The sequence below is a fragment of the Providencia sp. 2.29 genome, from assembly GCF_015832305.1.
Classification (GTDB): domain Bacteria; phylum Pseudomonadota; class Gammaproteobacteria; order Enterobacterales; family Enterobacteriaceae; genus Providencia; species Providencia stuartii.
The window spans coordinates 399639-420069 of the sequence record NZ_CP065420.1 but is presented as its reverse complement, the minus strand read 5'-3'; the positions used below and the strand labels follow the sequence as shown (position 1 = coordinate 420069).

The window sequence follows — 20431 nt, the reverse complement described above, 5'->3', positions numbered from 1 at the left end:
GAGATAAAAGAGGCACAATGCAAAACAAATTGGCGGTTTTTGATTTAGATGACACCCTAATTCAGGGGGATAGCAGCGTACTGTGGACACAATACCTGTGGGATAAGCAAATTATCACCGACCCGCGTTTTGTCGAAGCCGACAAACAAATGATGGCACAATATAACTCAGGCTCCCTAGATATGGCGACTTACCTGCGTTTTAGCCTGCAATCGCTATCTGGGTTCAGCATCGAGCAAGTTGATCTCTGGTTAGATGATTTTGTTGAGAGCATGATCGTGCCACGTATATATCCCGAAGGGATCCGCACAATCGAGCAGTATCGAAAGCAAGGGATCCCGATCATTGTGATCTCTGCAACCGTTTCTTTTATTGTGAAAAAGATAGCCGAACGATTCGCTGCTGATGTCGTGATGGGAATCGACATCAAGCAGAAAAATGGCGGTTACAGCACCGAAATAGAAGGCATTGCGACTTTTAAAGCAGGCAAAGTCAAACGCCTGCTTCAGTGGATCAGCCACCAGCCAATTACCGATGCCTATATTTATTTCTATACCGATTCCGCCAATGATCTGCCCATGTGCCAATTTGCCGATGAGGTGTTTATCGTAAATGGTGACGCGCGTCTTTGCCAAGTCGCCACCGAACAACATTGGACACAATATCACTGGGAAGTTTGAATATTTTTTTTGCACCTCTTATACTAGGTCCATCTTGTCGGAGTGCCTAGTGGCGAAAGCTACGGGCTGAGACCGTTAATTCGGGATCCGCGGAACCTGATCGGGTTAATACCTGCGAAGGGAACAAGAGTAATCATTCAGCGTAACAATTTTGGTTATTTGCTTTTGCATATTTAGGCTGACAACTCATACGCAACACAGCAAACGTCAGCTAACAAAATGAACACGCAACGCCATACCATTACTCCATCCGAACTCCAGACAAGCAACTTTCTTACGATAAACCTGAGTGCTACGCCCATATACGCGTAATCGCTCGTGACAATGTCAGGAAATTGCTATGTCCCAAAATAATATTATCCCTACAAGCGATCTTTCTCCTAAAGCGGCGCCTGCAAGAACGCGCAAAGCACAACGTGATGCGGCCGAAAACTTTATCAATACGGTTTCTGGCGTATCCTTCCCTAATTCAAAACGTATCTACCTAACAGGTTCAAGAGACGATATCCAAGTGCCAATACGAGAAATCCAGCTCTCACCAACCCTCATTGGCGGCGATAAAGATAATCCTCAATTTGAAGATAATGAGCCTGTTCCTGTTTATGATACTTCAGGCCCCTATGGCGACCCAGCCGCAGAATTAAATGTTCATAAAGGATTAAAAAAGATCCGTGAAGGTTGGATCCGCGAGCGTAATGATACTGTTCCGGTTGATACCCTCAGCTCAGATTTTACGCAGCAGCGACTTGCCGACGCGGGTCTCGATCACTTACGATTTAATCATCGCCCCCACCCATTGAAAGCGATGAAGGGTCGCTGTGTAACACAGCTTCATTATGCACGCCAAGGTATTATTACCCCTGAAATGGAATTTATCGCCATTCGCGAAAATATGGGACGTGAACGTATTCGTGGTGACGTTTTAAGACAGCAGCACCCCGGACAATCATTTGGTGCAAATCTGCCTGAAAACATCACGCCGGAATTTGTCCGCCAAGAAGTTGCCGCGGGCCGTGCCATCATCCCAGCCAATATCAATCACCCTGAATCTGAGCCAATGATTATTGGTCGCAACTTCCTAGTGAAAGTGAACGCCAATATCGGTAACTCATCGGTGACTTCTTCCATTGAAGAAGAGGTTGAAAAACTGATTTGGTCTACCCGCTGGGGAGCCGATACCGTTATGGATCTGTCTACTGGTCGTTATATTCATGAAACTCGTGAGTGGATCCTACGTAACAGTCCAGTGCCAATTGGTACTGTGCCTATTTATCAAGCACTCGAAAAGGTTAATGGGGTTGCCGAAAATCTCACGTGGGAAATGTTCCGCGATACACTGCTTGAACAGGCCGAACAAGGGGTCGATTACTTTACTATCCATGCAGGTGTGCTCCTGCGCTATGTCCCTATGACGGCGAAACGTTTAACCGGTATTGTCTCCCGTGGTGGCTCGATCATGGCGAAATGGTGCCTCTCTCATCACCAAGAAAACTTCTTATATGAAAATTTCCGTGAAATTTGTGAGATTTGTGCAGCCTATGATGTATCACTGTCATTAGGTGATGGTTTACGCCCAGGGTCAATTCAAGATGCTAACGATGAAGCCCAATTTGCTGAACTGCATACCCTTGGTGAGCTTACAAAAATTGCTTGGGAATATGACGTGCAAGTGATGATTGAAGGCCCAGGACATGTGCCAATGCAGATGATCCACCGCAACATGACGGAAGAGCTTGAACATTGTCATGAAGCGCCATTTTATACCCTCGGCCCACTAACTACCGATATCGCTCCCGGTTATGACCATTTTACATCAGGTATTGGGGCAGCCATGATCGGCTGGTTTGGCTGTGCAATGCTCTGTTATGTCACCCCAAAAGAGCATTTGGGCTTACCAAATAAAGAGGATGTTAAACAAGGGCTAATCACCTATAAAATTGCGGCTCATGCTGCCGACCTCGCGAAAGGGCATCCCGGAGCACAAATTCGTGATAATGCTATGTCTAAAGCGCGTTTTGAGTTCCGCTGGGAAGATCAATTTAACCTAGCTCTCGACCCAGATACCGCACGTGCTTATCACGATGAAACCCTGCCACAAGCGTCAGGGAAAGTTGCCCATTTCTGCTCTATGTGTGGTCCTAAATTCTGCTCAATGAAAATTTCACAAGAAGTCCGTGATTATGCGGCGCAAAAGGAAGCTGGCATGGAGCAAATGTCCGAAGCTTTCCGCGCTCATGGCAGCGAGTTGTATCACAGTGCCGAGGTCGTGTCCGATGAAAAAATTGCCTAGCACTCCCTTTGCTCCCACTGAGCAACGATTGGGGCTTTATCCTGTGGTCGACTCTGTAGAATGGATTGAACGCTTGCTTAATGCAGGCGTAACGACTATCCAGCTACGTATTAAAGATAAGCATGATGATGAAGTGCGTGATGATATCCAACGAGCGATTGCTCTCGGTGAAAAGCATCATGCGCGGCTATTTATCAATGACTATTGGCGCTTAGCTATCGAGCTCGGTGCCTATGGTGTTCATCTTGGGCAAGAAGATCTGGAAACCACCGACCTATTGGCTATTCATCAAGCTGGGCTACGTTTAGGCATCTCAACTCATGATCAACATGAGCTTGCTATCGCTAAATCCGTGCGCCCTTCTTATATTGCGATGGGGCATATTTTCCCAACAGAAACCAAGAAAATGCCCTCAGCACCTCAAGGATTGGAGACACTCAAAACCATGGTAGAAGCGACTCCCGATTACCCCACGGTCGCGATTGGCGGTATCTCTATCGATAGAGTGCCAGCAGTGCTCGCAACCGGTGTTGGAAGTGTCGCCTTAGTGAGTGCAATTACCAAAGCAGATGATTGGCTAGAGGCAACAAAAACCCTTTTACGCCTCGTAGAAAATCACTGATTACCTGAATCAAACCCGCCCACACGCTCTCGTGATGGCGGGTTAATTCGAGGAGTTCATCATGTTAAATGATCATGAATTTATGCGTTATAGCCGCCAGCTACTGCTTGAAGATATCGGCCCTGAAGGACAAGGCAAACTTAAAACGAGTAAGGTACTGATTGTTGGCCTTGGTGGTTTAGGCGCACCGGCATCACTTTATTTAGCAGCCGCTGGCGTCGGTGAGTTATGGCTTGCGGATCACGACGAGCTACACCTTTCTAATCTACAGCGGCAAGTTTTATATGGCACTGAGGACATTCCTCAATCTAAAGCCAAACTTGCCGCAAAACGACTACAAGATCTTAATCCACTGATCCATACCCATGTCTTACAACAAAAGTTAGATATTCACACATTGCTTCCCTTGGTTGAGCAAGTCGATTTAGTTCTCGATTGTTGCGATAACATGGCCACTCGCCATGCCGTTAATGCGGCCTGTGTCATGGCAAATAAAACATTGGTTAGTGGCAGTGCCGTGGGGTTTGGTGGGCAGCTTATGGTGCTTGAGCCACCCTTTAATCACGGCTGTTACGCATGTTTATACCCTGACCAGACGGAGCCTCAGCGTAACTGCCGTACCGCTGGTGTACTTGGCCCTGTCGTGGGGGTCATAGGCACATTGCAAGCCTTAGAGGCCATCAAATTATTAGTCGGATTGCCTTCCTCGCTAAGCGGTAAATTGCGTTTATTTGATGGTAAACAGCAGCAATGGAATACCTTGCAACTGACACCGTCCATTCAATGTCCAATCTGCCGAGAAGAAACATGCGCCTTATAATTAACGACCAGCCAATGGAGTTTGATGCGCCATTAACCGTGTCTCAATTACTCGCTTCTCTAGAGCGCAGTACGGTCGGCACGGCTTTGGCCATCAACCAAGTGATCATTCCTCGTCATCAATGGGATTCACACCTCGTGAATGACCAAGACAATATCTTATTGTTTCAAGCTATCGCTGGAGGCTAATCATGTTAAAAATTGCCGATGTGACTTTTCAGTCACGCCTCTTTACTGGCACAGGAAAATTTGCCAATCCAACATTGATGCAAAACGCAATCACTGCATCAGGCAGTCAGCTTGTTACCATGGCGATGAAACGTATAGATTTACGTGGCAATGACGATGGCATTTTAAAGCCTTTGCAAGAGATTGGGGTAAGACTGCTCCCTAATACTTCTGGTGCGAAAAATGCCCAAGAAGCTATTTTTGCCGCACGCCTTGCCCGTGAAGCGTTGGGAACTCATTGGGTTAAACTAGAAATTCACCCCGATGTGAAATATCTCTTACCCGACCCCGTCGAAACCTTAATTGCTGCCGAACAACTCGTAAAAGAAGGGTTTGTGGTACTGCCTTATTGCAGTGCTGACCCTGTGCTGTGTCGTCGTCTCGAAGAAGTCGGTTGTGCAGCCGTAATGCCACTTGGTGCACCGATTGGCACCAATAAAGGTTTAGTCACCAAAGAGATGTTACGGATCATTATTGAGCAATCGACGATCCCCGTAGTGGTTGATGCTGGGATTGGCGCACCTAGCCATGCGATCGAAGCGATTGAAATGGGGGCCGATGCCGTACTAGTCAATACCGCCATCGCTGTAGCAAAAGATCCTGTGCTCATGGCTCAAGCTTTTAAAGTCTCCCTTGAAGCCGCAGAGCTTGCCCGACGCGCTGGCCTTGCTAGCCCGAAACAACATGCTGAAGCTTCAAGCCCATTAACCGAGTTTTTGGGAGCATTACAATGAACAGCAGCTTTCGCCAACGCTGGCAGCAGCTAAATTGGGATGACCTAACCTTACAAATTTATGCCAAAAATACGCGAGATGTTGAGCAGGCTCTTGCTAGCGATACTTTAACACTTGATGATTTTATGGCATTGCTCTCCCCTGCCGCTCGCCCTTTTATTGAGCAATTAGCGCAGAAAGCCCAAAAGCTAACACGGCAACGTTTTGGTAATACCGTGGGGTTCTATGTGCCACTGTATTTATCAAATCTATGCGCTAATGATTGTACATATTGTGGTTTTTCAATGAGTAATCGCATTAAACGAAAAACGCTCGATAAAAACGAAATCATTAATGAGTGCGAGACAATCCGTAAAATTGGTTTTGATAGCCTGTTGTTAGTCACAGGGGAGCATCAAAATAAAGTGGGCATGGATTATTTTCGTGAGCATTTACCCACAATACGCCGCTATTTTAGCGCCTTGATGATGGAAGTTCAGCCACTGAGCACCGAAGAGTACGCTGAACTCAAGACATTAGGACTAGATGGTGTGATGGTGTATCAAGAGACTTACCACGAGCCAGCTTATCAACTACATCATTTGAAAGGTAAAAAACAGGATTTTCATTGGCGGCTGGAGACCCCTGACCGTTTAGGGCGGGCTGGTATCGATAAAATAGGACTTGGAGCATTAATTGGTTTATCTAACAGTTGGCGCACCGATTGCTATATGGTGGCGGAGCACCTGATTTATCTCCAAAAACACTATTGGCAGAGCCGTTATTCTATTTCATTTCCTCGTTTACGCCCTTGTGCTGGTGGTATAGAGCCGGCTTCTTTAATGAGTGAAGCTGAACTTGTGCAGCTTATTTGCGCATTTCGTTTATTGGCGCCAGATGTTGAGCTATCACTTTCAACCCGCGAATCGCCTTATTTTCGCGATCACGTTGTGCCACTTGCCATTAATAATGTCAGTGCGGGTTCAAAAACACAGCCGGGCGGTTATGCCGATGACCATGCTGAATTGGAACAATTTGCACCGCATGATAATCGTAGTGCCGCACAAGTTGCAGAATCTTTAATTCGTTCGGGTCTACAACCGGTCTGGAAAGATTGGGATGGCTATTTAGGGCGTTAATTTATCCGATAAACTTCAAGGAGGAAGTTTATCCCTTTTTTGGCTACTTTTACGTTTCATTTATCGGGCTATACTCCGTTCTCTGTTCACGACAAATGAATCATATATGATGACCCAAAAATGGTTTTTTCTACTTTTTGTCTTATTCTTTTCATTATTAATGAGTGGCTGTGCCAACGTTCGTTGGAAGCATCCAACGCCTTCGCGTGAAATCATCCAATTAATGATGTTGGAAATTCAGGGAGCCAGAAATATTGATGAAGAAGAGTTCGCCGTAGAAGAAACGCTTGCCCGATTAAAAGCACAAAAAGTATCTCATGGCACACGCCCTTTTCAGGTCGTATTGTTCGGTAAAGATCATGAAATACGAGTTGAAGGCTATAGTGAGTATTTTGATTCACTTGGCATAATTTCCGATGCCGATTTTGCGCGTTTTTCTATCCCAAATAAAAACAATATTCAGGGATACTACTACTCCTACCGCGGCACAATGAAAGCTGTGGATTACAGCCTCCCTCACATGGTAAGGGATTCAAACAGTAAAGACAGCTTAGTTTTATATACCAAACCACTCACAAACTACCAGATCACCGTGATCTATTTAGAGGGTGCCCAATATCAATTTAACTACGGCTCAATGCCAATATCAATCGGGATTTTTGGTCCCGCTAAGTCCTATAAGAATAGTTTTGATGGCCGGTTTTATATCTCACCTAGCGACAAAACAAATCGTTACCAACTCCGCTCGCCAATGTACTAATGCGTGATCTAACCTCATTATAAACGCTACATAATGAGGTTTTTCTGTATTCGTTAATGAATCTTATCCCACTTAATACTGTTTTCGAGGATCAACGACAAAATGATCCCCATTAACAAACCATTCCCTAATAATGAACTAAACATCATTGGTAATGAATCCATGACAGCATCGGGGGCTGACATTAAAAAAATACCGATAAATAATGGTAGTGCTAAACGATAAATATTGCGGGCGTTCAGTTTAATTTCGGCTAGAAATGAAAAAGAAGAGAATAATAATGGCAAATAAGTTGCCAACATCACCGCGCTACCAATCGCTAACGGTAATGAACGAAAAAACTGGGTCAATACGGCAACTGCACCAACGAATAACAGCAGTAAACTCCCAATCGTAAAAGAGACCCGCGAAGTATCCTTGGTCTGTGTAATCAAACCAATGGATGAGACAAACGGTGAAAACGGCACAACACCTAATGGTGCTGAAAATAAAGTTAAAACACCTGACGTCACAAAACTCCGCCGATAAATAGATTTTGTCGACTCTTTTTGCGGATAAAAAACATCACTGCCTCGTATCGCACCAAAAGTGTTTGAGGTATTCAAAATACCTGCCAGTATCGCAGTGATCACAATGCTTGGTTGAATATCATCTGCCCGTCCTAATGGAAAGAGTAGCCATTTAGCCTCTGAAACTGTGGAGATTTGTCCATGAAATAGCAGGCTGTAAGCCCCCCAGCCTAGAACAGTTCCACAGAGTAAAGCGTATGTGCTAATACTCGGGGGTAGAAAGACAATCATAGCGATAACAAAAATCAGCACTGCAAAGGCAAGAAAGAAAACTGGATAATTAACGGTAACGCTAGGATCTGAAACCCCAAAGGGTAGCCCTAACATCCCTTTTAGGAAAATTGAGACTAACTGAGCGCCAAGTAAAAACATAAATACGACTAAGACACCCGGTTTAAATAAGCCAGAGAGCCAGTTACCTAGTCCTGTTAGCCCTATTAATATAGTAACAATACCTGATAAAAAAATACCGACGGCGAGACTCCAACCAATAATTGCTAAAGAGGTTCCTTGCATCGACTCTGATAGCGTCACGGTTAAGATTGTTGCCCACCATAAACCGGTCGAACCTTCCATCAGTGCACGTTTGTGCCCTAAAAAAGCTTGTAGCAAACAGGCTAATGCAATAAGCAAAAAAGCGTATTGGGTGATAACAAATGTGGTTTCAGCCGATAAATGAAAGGCAGATTGCAGTGTAGGTGGAATAACAACGGTATTGCAAAAAATAAAGAAAAACCATTGGAAGCCCGAAATAAAGCTACTTTTTTTGATTATATTTTTCTGCACTGAAGACCCCATTATTTATTATTATCGATGGTTAACAGTCTAGTCGTGTTTAAATTAAATTTCTAATTATTATTTTTGGCCTATTACTTGGATATTTATCGATTATATTGAAAGGGCAGTCGCTAACAATGCTCTAAAATTAATGGTTAAATTTATTTAATTTTGAGTTAGGGAGATAGTATTTTTCTTTCATGACCTATTTTATTAAATTTGCAAATTAACTTTTAAACCTACTCTTCATATTTATTTAATGTCATAGCGATAAGTTCACATTAATCACTTTATAATAAAAGCTAATAAATAAACATATATCCTATCGCTATTTATATTTGTGATATTAATGACTATGTATATTCTTTTCTACTTAAGGACATGACATGGTGACTCGAAAATATCGTGTTATGCCTTCCATTGAGAATGACACCATCAAACATAATTTGCAGTATTCTTCTTTTGATACATTACCCGATATTTATGAAGAGATATGGCGTTGGCCATATCTAGAAATACCTACGATCGAATGCAGGATTTCATGAAATTAAAAAAGAGCCTTTAATTTCTTCCCCAAATAATTATTTTCCAGAGTTAGCCAATTATCTCGCGTGTCCGCATATTCACATTATCACTGCCAATAAGGGTTAGTGGCAAAACGGACATTTTATATTGCTGATTTATACCTACAAAAAAACCGGCGCTATTGAAGCGCCGGTTTTATTATTGTGTTTCAATCAGGCTTATAAGCCTTAATTGTTATCGCTGCTGAACCCTGCATTTAACAGTTCAGCCAGGTTAGCCGTAGCTTCATCTGCGCTGACTTGTGGCGCTTCCACAACATCATTCAGATGACGGCGACGGATACGGTCTTGATGATACGCAAAACCAGTACCTGCTGGGATCAGACGACCCACAATAACGTTCTCTTTCAGACCGCGAAGCTCGTCACGTTTACCTGCAACGGCAGCTTCTGTCAGTACGCGTGTGGTTTCTTGGAACGATGCTGCTGAGATGAAGGATTCTGTTGCCAGAGATGCCTTCGTGATACCCAACAGGTCACGTTCGAACTTAGCTGGGATCTTACCATCCTGCTCAAGTTTACGGTTAGAAACTTTAACACGTGAGTACTCAACCTGCTCACCTTCAAGGAATTCAGAGCTTCCCGCGTCAGAGATAGTCACTTTACGCAGCATCTGACGAACGATAACTTCGATGTGTTTATCGTTAATCTTAACGCCTTGTAAGCGGTAAACTTCCTGAACCTCGTTCGTGATATAACGCGTAACCGCATGAACACCACGCAGACGCAAGATATCGTGTGGAGACTCTGGGCCATCGGAGATCACGTCACCGCGCTCTACGATCTCACCTTCAAACACGTTGAGCTGACGCCATTTAGGGATCATCTCTTCATACGGATCAGAACCATCCATCGGTGTGATCACCAGACGACGTTTACCTTTGGTTTCTTTACCGAAGGAAACAATACCGCTGATCTCAGCCAAGATTGCAGGCTCTTTCGGACGACGTGCTTCAAACAGGTCAGCAACGCGTGGTAGACCACCCGTGATATCTTTAGTCCCCACAGATTCTTGTGGAATACGCGCTAAAGTATCACCCACGTTGATAGCGATGCCATCATCTAACTGAACAATTGCTTTACCCGGTAAGAAGTACTGAGCAGGCATGTCTGTGTTAGGAATAAGCACATCGTTACCATTTGCATCAACAACACGCAATGCAGGACGCAGGTCTTTACCACCACTAGTACGTTCCGCAGTATCCAGAACAACGATTGAAGACAGACCGGTTAATTCATCAGTCTGACGAGTCATTGTTTGACCATCAATCATGTCAGAGAAGCGGATAATACCGGATACTTCACTGACAACTGGCATGGTATGTGGATCCCAGTTAGCAACAGTTTCGCCACCGTTAACTGCTTCACCGTCACCTTTAGTCAGGTGCGCACCGTAAGGAACTTTGTAGCTCTCTTTAGTACGACCGAACTCATCAATCAGGCGTAATTCGGTATTACGTGAAGTAATAACCAGTTTGCCTTCTGAGTTAGTCACAAATTTCGCGTTAACCAGTTTCAGCGTACCTGGATTACGAACTTGGATGCTAGATTCTGCTGCCGCACGAGATGCCGCACCACCGATGTGGAACGTACGCATCGTCAACTGTGTACCTGGTTCACCGATTGACTGTGCCGCGATAACCCCGATAGCTTCACCTTTGTTGATGATATGACCACGAGCCAGGTCACGACCATAACAGTGAGCACACACACCGAAGTCAGTTTCACAGCTAACGACGGAACGGACTTTAACGCTGTCAACAGAGTTTTCTTCTAACAGGTCACACCATTTTTCGTGTAGCAACGTATTACGTGGAACCAGAATGTCCGCGGTACCTGGGATCAGGATGTCTTCCGCAGTCACACGCCCCAATACACGCTCACGCAGTGGTTCTTTAACATCGCCACCCTCGATAACCGGAGTCATCAGGATACCTTCGTGAGTACCACAATCGTCTTCAGTCACAACCAAGTCCTGAGCAACGTCAACGAGACGACGAGTCAGATAACCAGAGTTCGCTGTTTTCAATGCGGTATCCGCAAGACCTTTACGAGCACCGTGCGTAGAAATAAAGTACTGGAGAACGTTCAGACCTTCACGGAAGTTCGCCGTGATTGGTGTTTCGATGATTGAGCCATCTGGCTTAGCCATCAGACCACGCATACCCGCAAGCTGACGGATCTGAGCGGCAGAACCACGAGCACCGGAGTCGGCCATCATAAAGATACTGTTGAAAGAAACCTGTTGTTCTTCTTCACCGTCACGGTTAATAACTGTTTCAGTTGACAGGTTTTCCATCATCGCTTTAGCAACACGTTCGTTTGCCGCAGCCCAGATATCGATAACTTTGTTGTAACGTTCGCCTGCTGTCACCAGACCAGACTGGAACTGTTCCTGAATTTCTGCAACTTCCGCTTCTGCTTCGGCGATGATCCCTGCTTTTTTCTCAGGAATAACCATATCGTCGATACCAACAGATGCACCAGAGCGTGCCGCGTAGGCAAAACCGGTATACATGATTTGGTCAGCAAAAATAACCGTTGGTTTCAGACCCAGTACACGGTAACAGGTGTTCAGCATTTTGGAGATCGCTTTCTTACCTAGCGCTTGGTTAACCAGCGAATAAGGCAAGCCTTTTGGTACGATCATCCACAAAATTGCACGACCAACAGTAGTATCAACCATACTGGTGTTAATCGTAATATTACCTTCACCGTCTTTCACTTCTTCAGTGATACGGACTTTAACGCGGGCATGCAGTGATGCATGACCTGAACGGTAAACACGCTCAGCTTCTTTCGGGCCGGCCAGAACCATGCCTTCGCCTTTCGCGTTTACGCAGTCACGAGTCATATAGTAGAGACCCAATACAACGTCCTGTGAAGGAACGATGATAGGCTCACCACTTGCTGGTGACAGAATGTTGTTGGTTGACATCATCAACGCACGTGCTTCTAACTGAGCTTCCAGAGTTAGAGGAACGTGTACCGCCATTTGGTCACCATCGAAGTCGGCGTTATATGCCGCACAAACGAGTGGGTGCAATTGGATAGCTTTACCTTCGATCAGAATTGGTTCGAACGCTTGGATACCCAGACGGTGAAGTGTTGGTGCACGGTTCAGCATGACTGGGTGTTCACGGATAACTTCATCCAAGATATCCCAAACTACCGCTTCTTCGCGCTCAACCATTTTCTTCGCTGCTTTAATGGTTGTTGCCAGACCACGTAGTTCTAATTTGCCATAAATAAATGGTTTGAATAGCTCAAGAGCCATTTTCTTAGGCAGACCACACTGATGCAGACGCAGGTATGGACCTACTGTAATAACCGAACGACCTGAGTAGTCAACACGCTTACCTAGCAAGTTCTGACGGAAACGACCTTGTTTACCTTTGATCATATCAGCCAAAGATTTCAGAGGACGTTTGTTAGAGCCTGTAATTGCACGACCACGACGACCGTTATCTAACAGTGCGTCAACCGCTTCTTGCAGCATACGTTTTTCGTTACGTACGATGATGTCTGGCGCAGCCAGATCCAGAAGACGTTTCAGACGGTTGTTACGGTTGATCACGCGACGATACAGATCGTTCAGATCTGACGTTGCGAAACGGCCACCATCCAGAGGAACTAATGGACGTAGATCAGGTGGTAACACAGGTAGAACGTTCAGGATCATCCACTCTGGTTTGTTGCCAGATTGAATGAACGCTTCTAATAGTTTAATGCGCTTAGTCAGCTTCTTACGCTTAGTTTCAGAGTTAGTTTCATTCAACTCTTCGCGTAGTGTTTCACACTCGTTCTCAAGATCGAGGTTTTTCAGCAGACCTTGGATTGCTTCCGCACCCATTTTCGCGTCAAATTCGTCACCGAACTCTTCCAGCGCATCGAGGTATTGTTCTTCTGTCAGGATCTGTCCACGTTCAAGGCTAGTCATACCGCCTTCAACAACGACATAAGATTCAAAATACAGAACACGCTCGATATCACGCAGAGGCATATCAAGTAACAAACCGATACGGGATGGCAGTGATTTTAAGAACCAGATGTGTGCTGTCGGAGAAGCAAGTTCAATATGCCCCATGCGCTCACGACGAACTTTAGTCTGGGTGACTTCAACGCCACATTTCTCACAAATCACACCGCGGTGTTTTAAACGTTTGTACTTACCGCACAGACATTCGTAGTCTTTTACTGGCCCGAAAATACGCGCACAGAAAAGGCCGTCACGCTCAGGTTTGAACGTACGGTAGTTAATGGTTTCTGGCTTTTTCACTTCACCGAATGACCATGAACGGATCATATCAGGTGATGCCAGAGCAATTTTGATCGCATCAAACTCTTCGGTCTTGGTTTGCGCTTTCAGAAACTTAATTAAGTCTTTCACAAAATGGCTCCTGTCGGAGTTAGACCTGTCAGGTGAGAGGCCCCTGCCTCTCCCCTAATCCCAGTACTTATACTGGCCGGAAGACTAAAATTAGCCTTCCGGTACAAACGAATTACTCGTCTTCCAGTTCGATGTTGATACCCAGTGAACGGATTTCTTTCAACAATACGTTGAAGGATTCCGGCATACCAGGTTCCATCTGATGGCTGCCATCGACGATGTTTTTATACATCTTCGTACGGCCGTTAACGTCATCCGACTTAACAGTCAACATCTCTTGGAGTGTATAGGCTGCACCGTATGCTTCCAGTGCCCACACTTCCATCTCCCCGAAACGCTGACCACCGAACTGAGCTTTACCACCCAGCGGTTGCTGAGTAACCAAGCTGTAAGAACCAGTAGAACGGGCGTGCATTTTATCGTCAACCAAGTGGTTCAGTTTCAGCATGTACATGTAACCAACAGTTACTTGACGCTCAAACTTCTCACCAGTACGGCCGTCGAACAATGTAATCTGACCAGAAGTTGGCAGACCACCCAGTTTCAACAGTTCTTTAATTTCAATTTCTTTCGCACCATCAAACACTGGCGTTGCGATTGGCATACCTTTTTTCAGGTTCTCAGCCAGACGCAATACTTCTTCATCAGAGAAAGTATTCAGATCCACTTTTTGACGTGGGTCATCACCAAGGTCATAGGCTTTCTGGATAAACTCACGCAGTTTGGCAACTTCTTGCTGCTGTTTAAGCATAGCATTAATTTTGTCACCAATACCTTTCGCAGCCATACCCAAGTGGGTTTCCAGAATCTGACCGATGTTCATACGTGAAGGTACGCCCAGTGGGTTCAGAACGATGTCTACAGGGTTACCGTTTTCATCGTAAGGCATGTCTTCAACTGGGTTGATTTTTGAGATAACACCCTTGTTACCATGGCGACCCGCCATTTTATCACCCGGTTGGATCTGACGTTTAACAGCCAGATAAACCTTAACAATTTTCAGTACGCCTGGAGCCAGATCATCACCTTGGGTGATCTTACGACGCTTAGCATCGAGTTTTTTCTCAAACTCAGATTTCAGCTCATCGTACTGCTCAGCAAGTTGCTCTAACTGGTTCTGTTTCTCTTCATCAGCCAGAGACAGCTCTAACCAGCGATCGCGAGGCAGTTTGTCCAGTTTCTCTGCTTCAATTCCGCCACTGATCAATACAGAACGGATACGAGCAAATATACCGGCTTCGAAAATACGTAACTCTTCAGTTAAGTCTTTCTTAGCATCACGTAATTGTGTTTCTTCGATTTCCAGCGCACGCTTGTCTTTTTCTACGCCATCACGGGTAAATACTTGTACGTCAATAACCGTACCAGAAACACCGTTAGGAACGCGTAGAGAAGAGTCTTTAACGTCAGACGCTTTTTCACCAAAGATTGCACGTAGCAATTTCTCTTCTGGTGTCAGTTGGGTTTCGCCTTTCGGCGTCACTTTACCAACTAGGATATCGCCGCCTTTAACTTCAGCACCGATGTACACGATACCAGACTCATCGAGTTTAGAGAGTGCCGCTTCACCGACGTTAGGAATATCAGCAGTAATTTCTTCAGGCCCCAGTTTGGTGTCACGAGACACACAAGAGAGTTCCTGAATATGGATGGTTGTAAAACGGTCTTCTTGAACAACACGCTCAGAAACGAGGATGGAGTCCTCGAAGTTATAACCATTCCATGGCATGAATGCCACGCGCATGTTTTGGCCAAGTGCCAATTCACCTAGGTCAGTTGAAGGACCATCAGCTAACACGTCACCACGTTCAACTGGTTCACCTAAAGATACACAAGGCATCTGGTTAATACAGGTGTTCTGGTTAGAACGGGTATATTTGGTTAGGTTATAAATATCGATTCCAGCTTCACCCGGATACATCTCATCTTCATTAACTTTAATAACAATACGAGAAGCATCAACGTACTGAACTGTACCACCGCGTTTTGCAACTGCTGTTACACCGGAGTCAACAGCAACCGCACGTTCCATACCTGTACCCACTAATGGTTTATCAGCGCGTAAAGTTGGAACCGCTTGACGTTGCATGTTCGCACCCATCAATGCACGGTTAGCATCATCGTGTTCAAGGAATGGGATCAGTGACGCACCAACAGAAACAACCTGTTGAGTCGAAACGTCCATATATTCAACTTGATCGCGGCTGAACAAGCTTGATTCACCACGGTTACGACAAGTGATCAGTTCTTCAACGAAGCTACCATCTTCCGCCAATACGGTGTTTGCCTGAGCAATGATGAAGTTACCTTCTTCAATTGCTGACAGATAGTGAATTTCGTCAGTAACGATACCATCGCGCACTAAACGGTAAGGTGTTTCTAGGAAACCATACTCGTTAGTCTGTGCATAAACAGACAATGAGTTAATCAGACCGATGTTCGGACCTTCAGGGGTTTCGATTGGACAAACACGACCGTAGTGAGTTGGGTGAACGTCACGTACTTCAAAGCCCGCACGCTCACGAGTCAGACCGCCTGGGCCTAACGCTGAGATACGACGTTTGTGTGTGATTTCTGACAGTGGGTTGTTTTGGTCCATAAATTGAGACAATTGGCTGGAACCAAAGAACTCTTTCACTGCCGCAGAAATTGGCTTCGCGTTGATCATATCTTGTGGCATCAATGCATCGAGGTCGCCCAGAGAAAGACGCTCTTTCACTGCACGCTCAACACGGACCAGACCGACACGGAACTGGTTTTCTGCCATTTCACCAACAGAACGAATACGACGGTTACCTAAGTGGTCAATATCGTCGACTTCGCCTTTACCGTTACGGATATCGATGAGCTTACGCATAACATCAATGATGTCTTCTTCACTCAGGATACCAGAACCTTCGATTTCATCGCGGCCCAGTGAACGGTTGAACTTCATGCGACCTACCGCAGACAAGTCGTAACGATCTTCTGAGAAGAACAGGTTATCGAACAGGTTTTCAGCCGCTTCACGTGTTGGTGGCTCACCAGGGCGCATCATACGGTAGATTTCTACCAGCGCGCTCAGGCGGTCATTTGTTGGATCGACACGCAGGGTTTCAGAAATGTAAGCACCGTGGTCTAAGTCGTTAGTAAACAATGTTTCAATTGTTTTATGACCCGCTTGGCTCAGACGTGCCAACATATCTAATGAAAGTTCCATGTTAGCCGCACAAATCAGCTCGCCAGTACTTTCATCAATGTAATCTCTTGCGACTACTTTACCCGCGATATATTCAACAGGCACTTCAATGCTGTTGACTTCTTCTTTTTCTAGCAAGCGGATATGACGTGCAGTGATACGACGGCCTTTTTCAACATAGACTTTGCCGTTTGCTTCGATATCAAATGAAGCAGTTTCACCACGTAGACGCTCAGGAACCAGCGTCATCATCAGCTTGTTATCACGGATTTGGAATACAGTTTTGTCGAAGAACAAGTTCAGAATGTCTTCGGTGCTGTAATCCATTGCACGTAGAATAATGGTCGCAGGTAATTTACGGCGACGGTCGATACGTACAAACAGGTTATCTTTCGGATCGAATTCGAAATCAAGCCATGAACCGCGGTAAGGGATAATACGCGCGTTGTACAGGACTTTACCTGAGGAGTGTGTTTTACCTTTGTCGCTGTCGAAGAACACACCAGGGCTACGGTGTAACTGAGAAACGATAACACGCTCAGTACCGTTGATAACGAAGGTTCCGTTTTCGGTCATGAGTGGAATTTCACCCATGTAGACTTCTTGTTCTTTGATGTCTTTTACAGTGCCTTCTGGTGCTTCACGCTCATAAACAATGAGGCGCAGCTTAACACGCAGTGGTGCAGAGTATGTGACGCCACGGATTTGACATTCTTTAACATCAAAAACAGGCTCACCCAGACGATAGCTGACATATTGCAGTTCAGCATTACCGCTGTAGCTCTGAATAGGAAACACAGAACGGAAAGCTGCTTCCAGCCCGTTCTGACCATCAGGATCTTGCTCGATAAACTTCTGGAACGAGTCAAGTTGGATAGAAAGGAGATAAGGTACATCCAACACTTGTGGACGTTTACCAAAATCCTTACGAATACGTTTTTTCTCGGTATAGGAGTAAACCATAGGGTTCCTCAGCTCGCTGATCAGTGACCCACTCTGTCCGTCCATAAGGACAGCATCGATAACGCTATTTTTTGAAATGGAAAATGAACACTTTCCGTAATACTCATTGCTATTACTCTTAAATCATTTCATTGTGCCACTCTGACTACCGAGCTACCCGAGCGGGTCGTAGCTGAGAACACAGTATATTAAGTCGTCAATAGAAAGAAGTATTGGAGGGTTTGTTAACATCAAAATTGCGTGAAAAAGCTGTTAACACCCAATCACGCTTTACAGCGCAAAAAGGCTGGTGATTAAAAAATCACCAGCCATCAGCCTTTAAGTTAGGCTGCAAACTGAAGACTGAACTTATTTAAGCTCAACAGAAGCGCCTGCTTCTTCAAGAGATTTTTTCAGAGCTTCAGCTTCGTCTTTGCTAGCACCTTCTTTAATAGTTGCTGGCGCAGATTCTACCATATCTTTAGCTTCTTTCAGACCCAGACCGGTCGCACCGCGAACTGCTTTGATAACAGCAACTTTGTTACCGCCAACAGAAGCCAGAACAACGTCGAACTCAGTTTTTTCTTCAGCAGCTTCAGCAGCAGCACCTGGAGCAACAGCAACAGCTGCAGCAGCAGAAACGCCGAATTTTTCTTCCATCATAGTGATCAGTTCAACAACGTCCATTACAGACATTTCAGCAACTGCGTCAAGGATTTGGTCTTTAGTGATAGACATAACAAGTGTTCCTAAAATTCAGAAATAGTTTATACGTTAAAAAGCAACGAAGGAAAGGGCTTATGCAGCTTCTTTCTGATCGCGCAGAGCAGCCAGAGTGCGAACCAGTTTGCCTGCAGCGGCTTCTTTCATGGTTGCCATCAGGCGTGCGATTGCTTCTTCGTAAGTTGGGAGTGTTGCCAGACGATCGATATCTTTCGCTTGGATTAACTCACCTTCAAAGGCCGCAGCTTTAATCTCAAATGCTGGATTCGCTTTCGCGAACTCTTTGAACAGACGAGCAGCAGCGCCCGGGTGTTCGTTAGAGAAAGCAATCAAGGTTGGACCAACAAACGCGTCTTTCAGGACTTCGTAAGAAGTACCTTCAACAGCACGACGGATCAGCGTGTTACGAACAACACGGATGTAAACGCCAGCTTCGCGACCTGCTTTACGCAGTTCAGTCATTTTTGCTACAGTTACGCCGCGTGAATCAGCAACAACTGCAGAAAGCGCGCCTTTGGCTACTTCGCTGACTTCAGCAACAATCGCTTGTTTGTCTTGAAGATTTAGTGCCATTAGCTTCTTGCTCCTGGATTAACCGGGAAACCCCGGGGACTCACATCACCCAAACACGACATGTGTTGAGCGCTAAAACACGGTGAGCAGAAGCCAGAATAAAATTCTTGGTATCTCTGTCACCGTCTACGCAGGTAGATTAAGTATTGCTACACCTGCGGTCTTGGACGGGGTCTGGAAAGGCCAGACTCCATACCGAAATTCGTGGTTTACTAATACTAAAATAGTACTAGCAAACTCAAGGCGTCAGATTTTATACAAATCTGACGCAAAGGTAAAGTTTAATTACTAAAAGTATTAGTATTAAACTGCTGCTGACAGACCAGCTTGGTCGATAGCAACACCTGCACCCATCGTAGTAGACAGGCTAACTTTCTTGATGTACACGCCTTTAGCAGAAGCTGGTTTTGCTTTTTTCAGCGCAATCAGCAGTGCTTCTAGGTTTTCTTTCAGTTTGTCAGCATCAAAGTCAACTTTACCGATAGTGGTGTGAATGATACCGTTTTTGTCGTTACGGTAACGAACCTGACCTGCTTTAGCATTTTGAACTGCTTCAGCAACGTTAGGTGTTACAGTACCCACTTTCGGGTTTGGCATCAGACCACGTGGACCCAGGATTTGACCTAATTGGCCAACAACGCGCATTGCATCTGGAGAAGCAATAACAACGTCGAAATCCATCTCACCAGCTTTAATTTTATCAGCCAGATCGTCCATACCAACCAGCTCAGCACCAGCAGCTTTAGCTGCTTCAGCGTTTGCGCCTTGAGTAAAGACTGCAACGCGAACTGAACGGCCAGTACCGTGTGGCAGTACAGTTGCACCACGTACGTTCTGATCAGATTTACGAGCGTCGATGCCGAGGTTAACAGCAACGTCAACGCTTTCTACGAATTTAGCAGTCGCTAATTCTTTCAGCAGAGCAACGGCTTCGTTGATGTCATACTGTTTAGTTGAATCAACTTTTTCACGGATATTGCGCATGCGCTTATTCAGTTTAGCCATTGATTAGTCCTCCACAACCAGGCCCATGGAACGAGCAGTACCTTCGATTGAACGCATCATAGCGTCAACATCAGCACCAGTCATGTCCGCAGCTTTAGTTTCAGCGATTTCGCGAATCTGAGCAGAGGTTACTTTACCAACTTTCTCTTTGTTCGGCTTACCAGAACCAGACTTAACGCCAGCCGCTTTTTTCAGCAGAATTGCAGCCGGTGGAGTTTTGGTAACGAAAGTGAAAGAACGGTCTGCGTAAACAGTGATAACAACAGGAATTGGCAAACCTTTTTCTAGGCTGTCTGTTTTTGCGTTAAACGCTTTACAGAATTCCATGATGTTCACACCTTGTTGACCCAGCGCTGGACCAACCGGTGGGCTTGGGTTAGCCATACCAGCCGCAACTTGCAGCTTAACGTAGGCTTGTACTTTCTTAGCCATGTATATTT

General features: G+C 45.3%; 15 protein-coding genes and 1 riboswitch. Of the genes, 8 read left to right on the top strand and 7 right to left on the bottom strand.

Annotated features, from left to right (window positions below; all coding sequences use genetic code 11):
* The first annotated feature begins 17 nt into the window (after positions 1 to 17).
* The 8 genes from I3B46_RS01805 to I3B46_RS01770 all read left to right on the top strand — a co-directional run bounded on the left by I3B46_RS01805 (position 18) and on the right by I3B46_RS01770 (position 7251).
* On the top strand, positions 18 to 680 hold the full coding sequence (locus tag I3B46_RS01805) for an HAD family hydrolase (protein ID WP_004924796.1): 663 nt from the start codon (positions 18 to 20) through the stop codon (positions 678 to 680).
* Positions 681 to 708: 28 nt separating this feature from the next.
* Positions 709 to 820, top strand: a riboswitch (TPP riboswitch).
* A gap of 200 nt (positions 821 to 1020) precedes the next feature.
* Positions 1021 to 2970, top strand: a complete 1950-nt coding sequence (thiC, locus tag I3B46_RS01800) for a phosphomethylpyrimidine synthase ThiC (protein ID WP_163761902.1) — start codon at positions 1021 to 1023, stop codon at positions 2968 to 2970.
* Complete coding sequence (thiE, locus tag I3B46_RS01795) at positions 2954 to 3592, top strand: thiamine phosphate synthase (RefSeq protein WP_036942138.1); 639 nt, start codon at positions 2954 to 2956, stop codon at positions 3590 to 3592. The genes thiC and thiE overlap by 17 nt, the downstream gene beginning before the upstream one ends.
* 61 nt (positions 3593 to 3653) lie before the next feature.
* Positions 3654 to 4412, top strand: coding sequence for a HesA/MoeB/ThiF family protein (locus I3B46_RS01790; RefSeq protein WP_004924791.1), 759 nt, complete (start codon positions 3654 to 3656; stop codon positions 4410 to 4412).
* Complete coding sequence (thiS, locus tag I3B46_RS01785) at positions 4400 to 4600, top strand: sulfur carrier protein ThiS (protein WP_004924788.1); 201 nt, start codon at positions 4400 to 4402, stop codon at positions 4598 to 4600. Before I3B46_RS01790 ends, thiS begins: the two co-directional genes overlap by 13 nt.
* 2 nt (positions 4601 to 4602) lie before the next feature.
* Positions 4603 to 5373, top strand: coding sequence for a thiazole synthase (locus I3B46_RS01780; RefSeq protein WP_014656952.1), 771 nt, complete (start codon positions 4603 to 4605; stop codon positions 5371 to 5373).
* Positions 5370 to 6491, top strand: a complete 1122-nt coding sequence (gene thiH / locus I3B46_RS01775; protein ID WP_004924784.1) for a 2-iminoacetate synthase ThiH — start codon at positions 5370 to 5372, stop codon at positions 6489 to 6491. Before I3B46_RS01780 ends, thiH begins: the two co-directional genes overlap by 4 nt.
* A gap of 106 nt (positions 6492 to 6597) precedes the next feature.
* Entirely contained in the window at positions 6598 to 7251 is a 654-nt protein-coding gene (locus I3B46_RS01770; RefSeq protein WP_060561189.1) for a hypothetical protein, read from the top strand.
* Between the two features lie 53 nt (positions 7252 to 7304).
* Here I3B46_RS01770 and I3B46_RS01765 read toward each other — a convergent pair whose 3' ends face one another.
* The 7 genes from I3B46_RS01765 to rplK form a co-directional block, all read right to left on the bottom strand.
* On the bottom strand, positions 7305 to 8618 hold the full coding sequence (locus tag I3B46_RS01765; RefSeq protein WP_060561190.1) for a uracil/xanthine transporter: 1314 nt from the start codon (positions 8616 to 8618) through the stop codon (positions 7305 to 7307).
* Between the two features lie 731 nt (positions 8619 to 9349).
* A complete protein-coding gene (rpoC, locus tag I3B46_RS01760; RefSeq protein WP_004924780.1) occupies positions 9350 to 13570 on the bottom strand; it encodes a DNA-directed RNA polymerase subunit beta' in 4221 nt (1406 codons plus the stop codon).
* A gap of 112 nt (positions 13571 to 13682) precedes the next feature.
* The gene (gene rpoB, locus I3B46_RS01755) at positions 13683 to 17711 is read right to left on the bottom strand and encodes a DNA-directed RNA polymerase subunit beta (RefSeq protein WP_014656956.1); all 4029 of its coding nucleotides are present in this window, start codon (positions 17709 to 17711) and stop codon (positions 13683 to 13685) included.
* Positions 17712 to 18059: 348 nt separating this feature from the next.
* The gene (gene rplL / locus I3B46_RS01750) at positions 18060 to 18428 is read right to left on the bottom strand and encodes a 50S ribosomal protein L7/L12 (protein ID WP_004924778.1); all 369 of its coding nucleotides are present in this window, start codon (positions 18426 to 18428) and stop codon (positions 18060 to 18062) included.
* A 60-nt stretch (positions 18429 to 18488) separates the two neighbouring features.
* Positions 18489 to 18986: a 50S ribosomal protein L10 gene (rplJ, locus tag I3B46_RS01745; protein ID WP_004924776.1), complete on the bottom strand. Its 498-nt coding sequence runs from the start codon at positions 18984 to 18986 to the stop codon at positions 18489 to 18491.
* 303 nt (positions 18987 to 19289) lie between these two features.
* Positions 19290 to 19991 carry a 50S ribosomal protein L1 gene (gene rplA / locus I3B46_RS01740; protein WP_004924773.1) on the bottom strand — a complete coding sequence of 234 codons (702 nt, stop codon included), beginning with the start codon at positions 19989 to 19991 and terminating at the stop codon, positions 19290 to 19292.
* A 3-nt stretch (positions 19992 to 19994) separates the two neighbouring features.
* A complete protein-coding gene (gene rplK / locus I3B46_RS01735; protein ID WP_004924771.1) occupies positions 19995 to 20423 on the bottom strand; it encodes a 50S ribosomal protein L11 in 429 nt (142 codons plus the stop codon).
* Between the last annotated feature and the right edge of the window lie 8 nt (positions 20424 to 20431).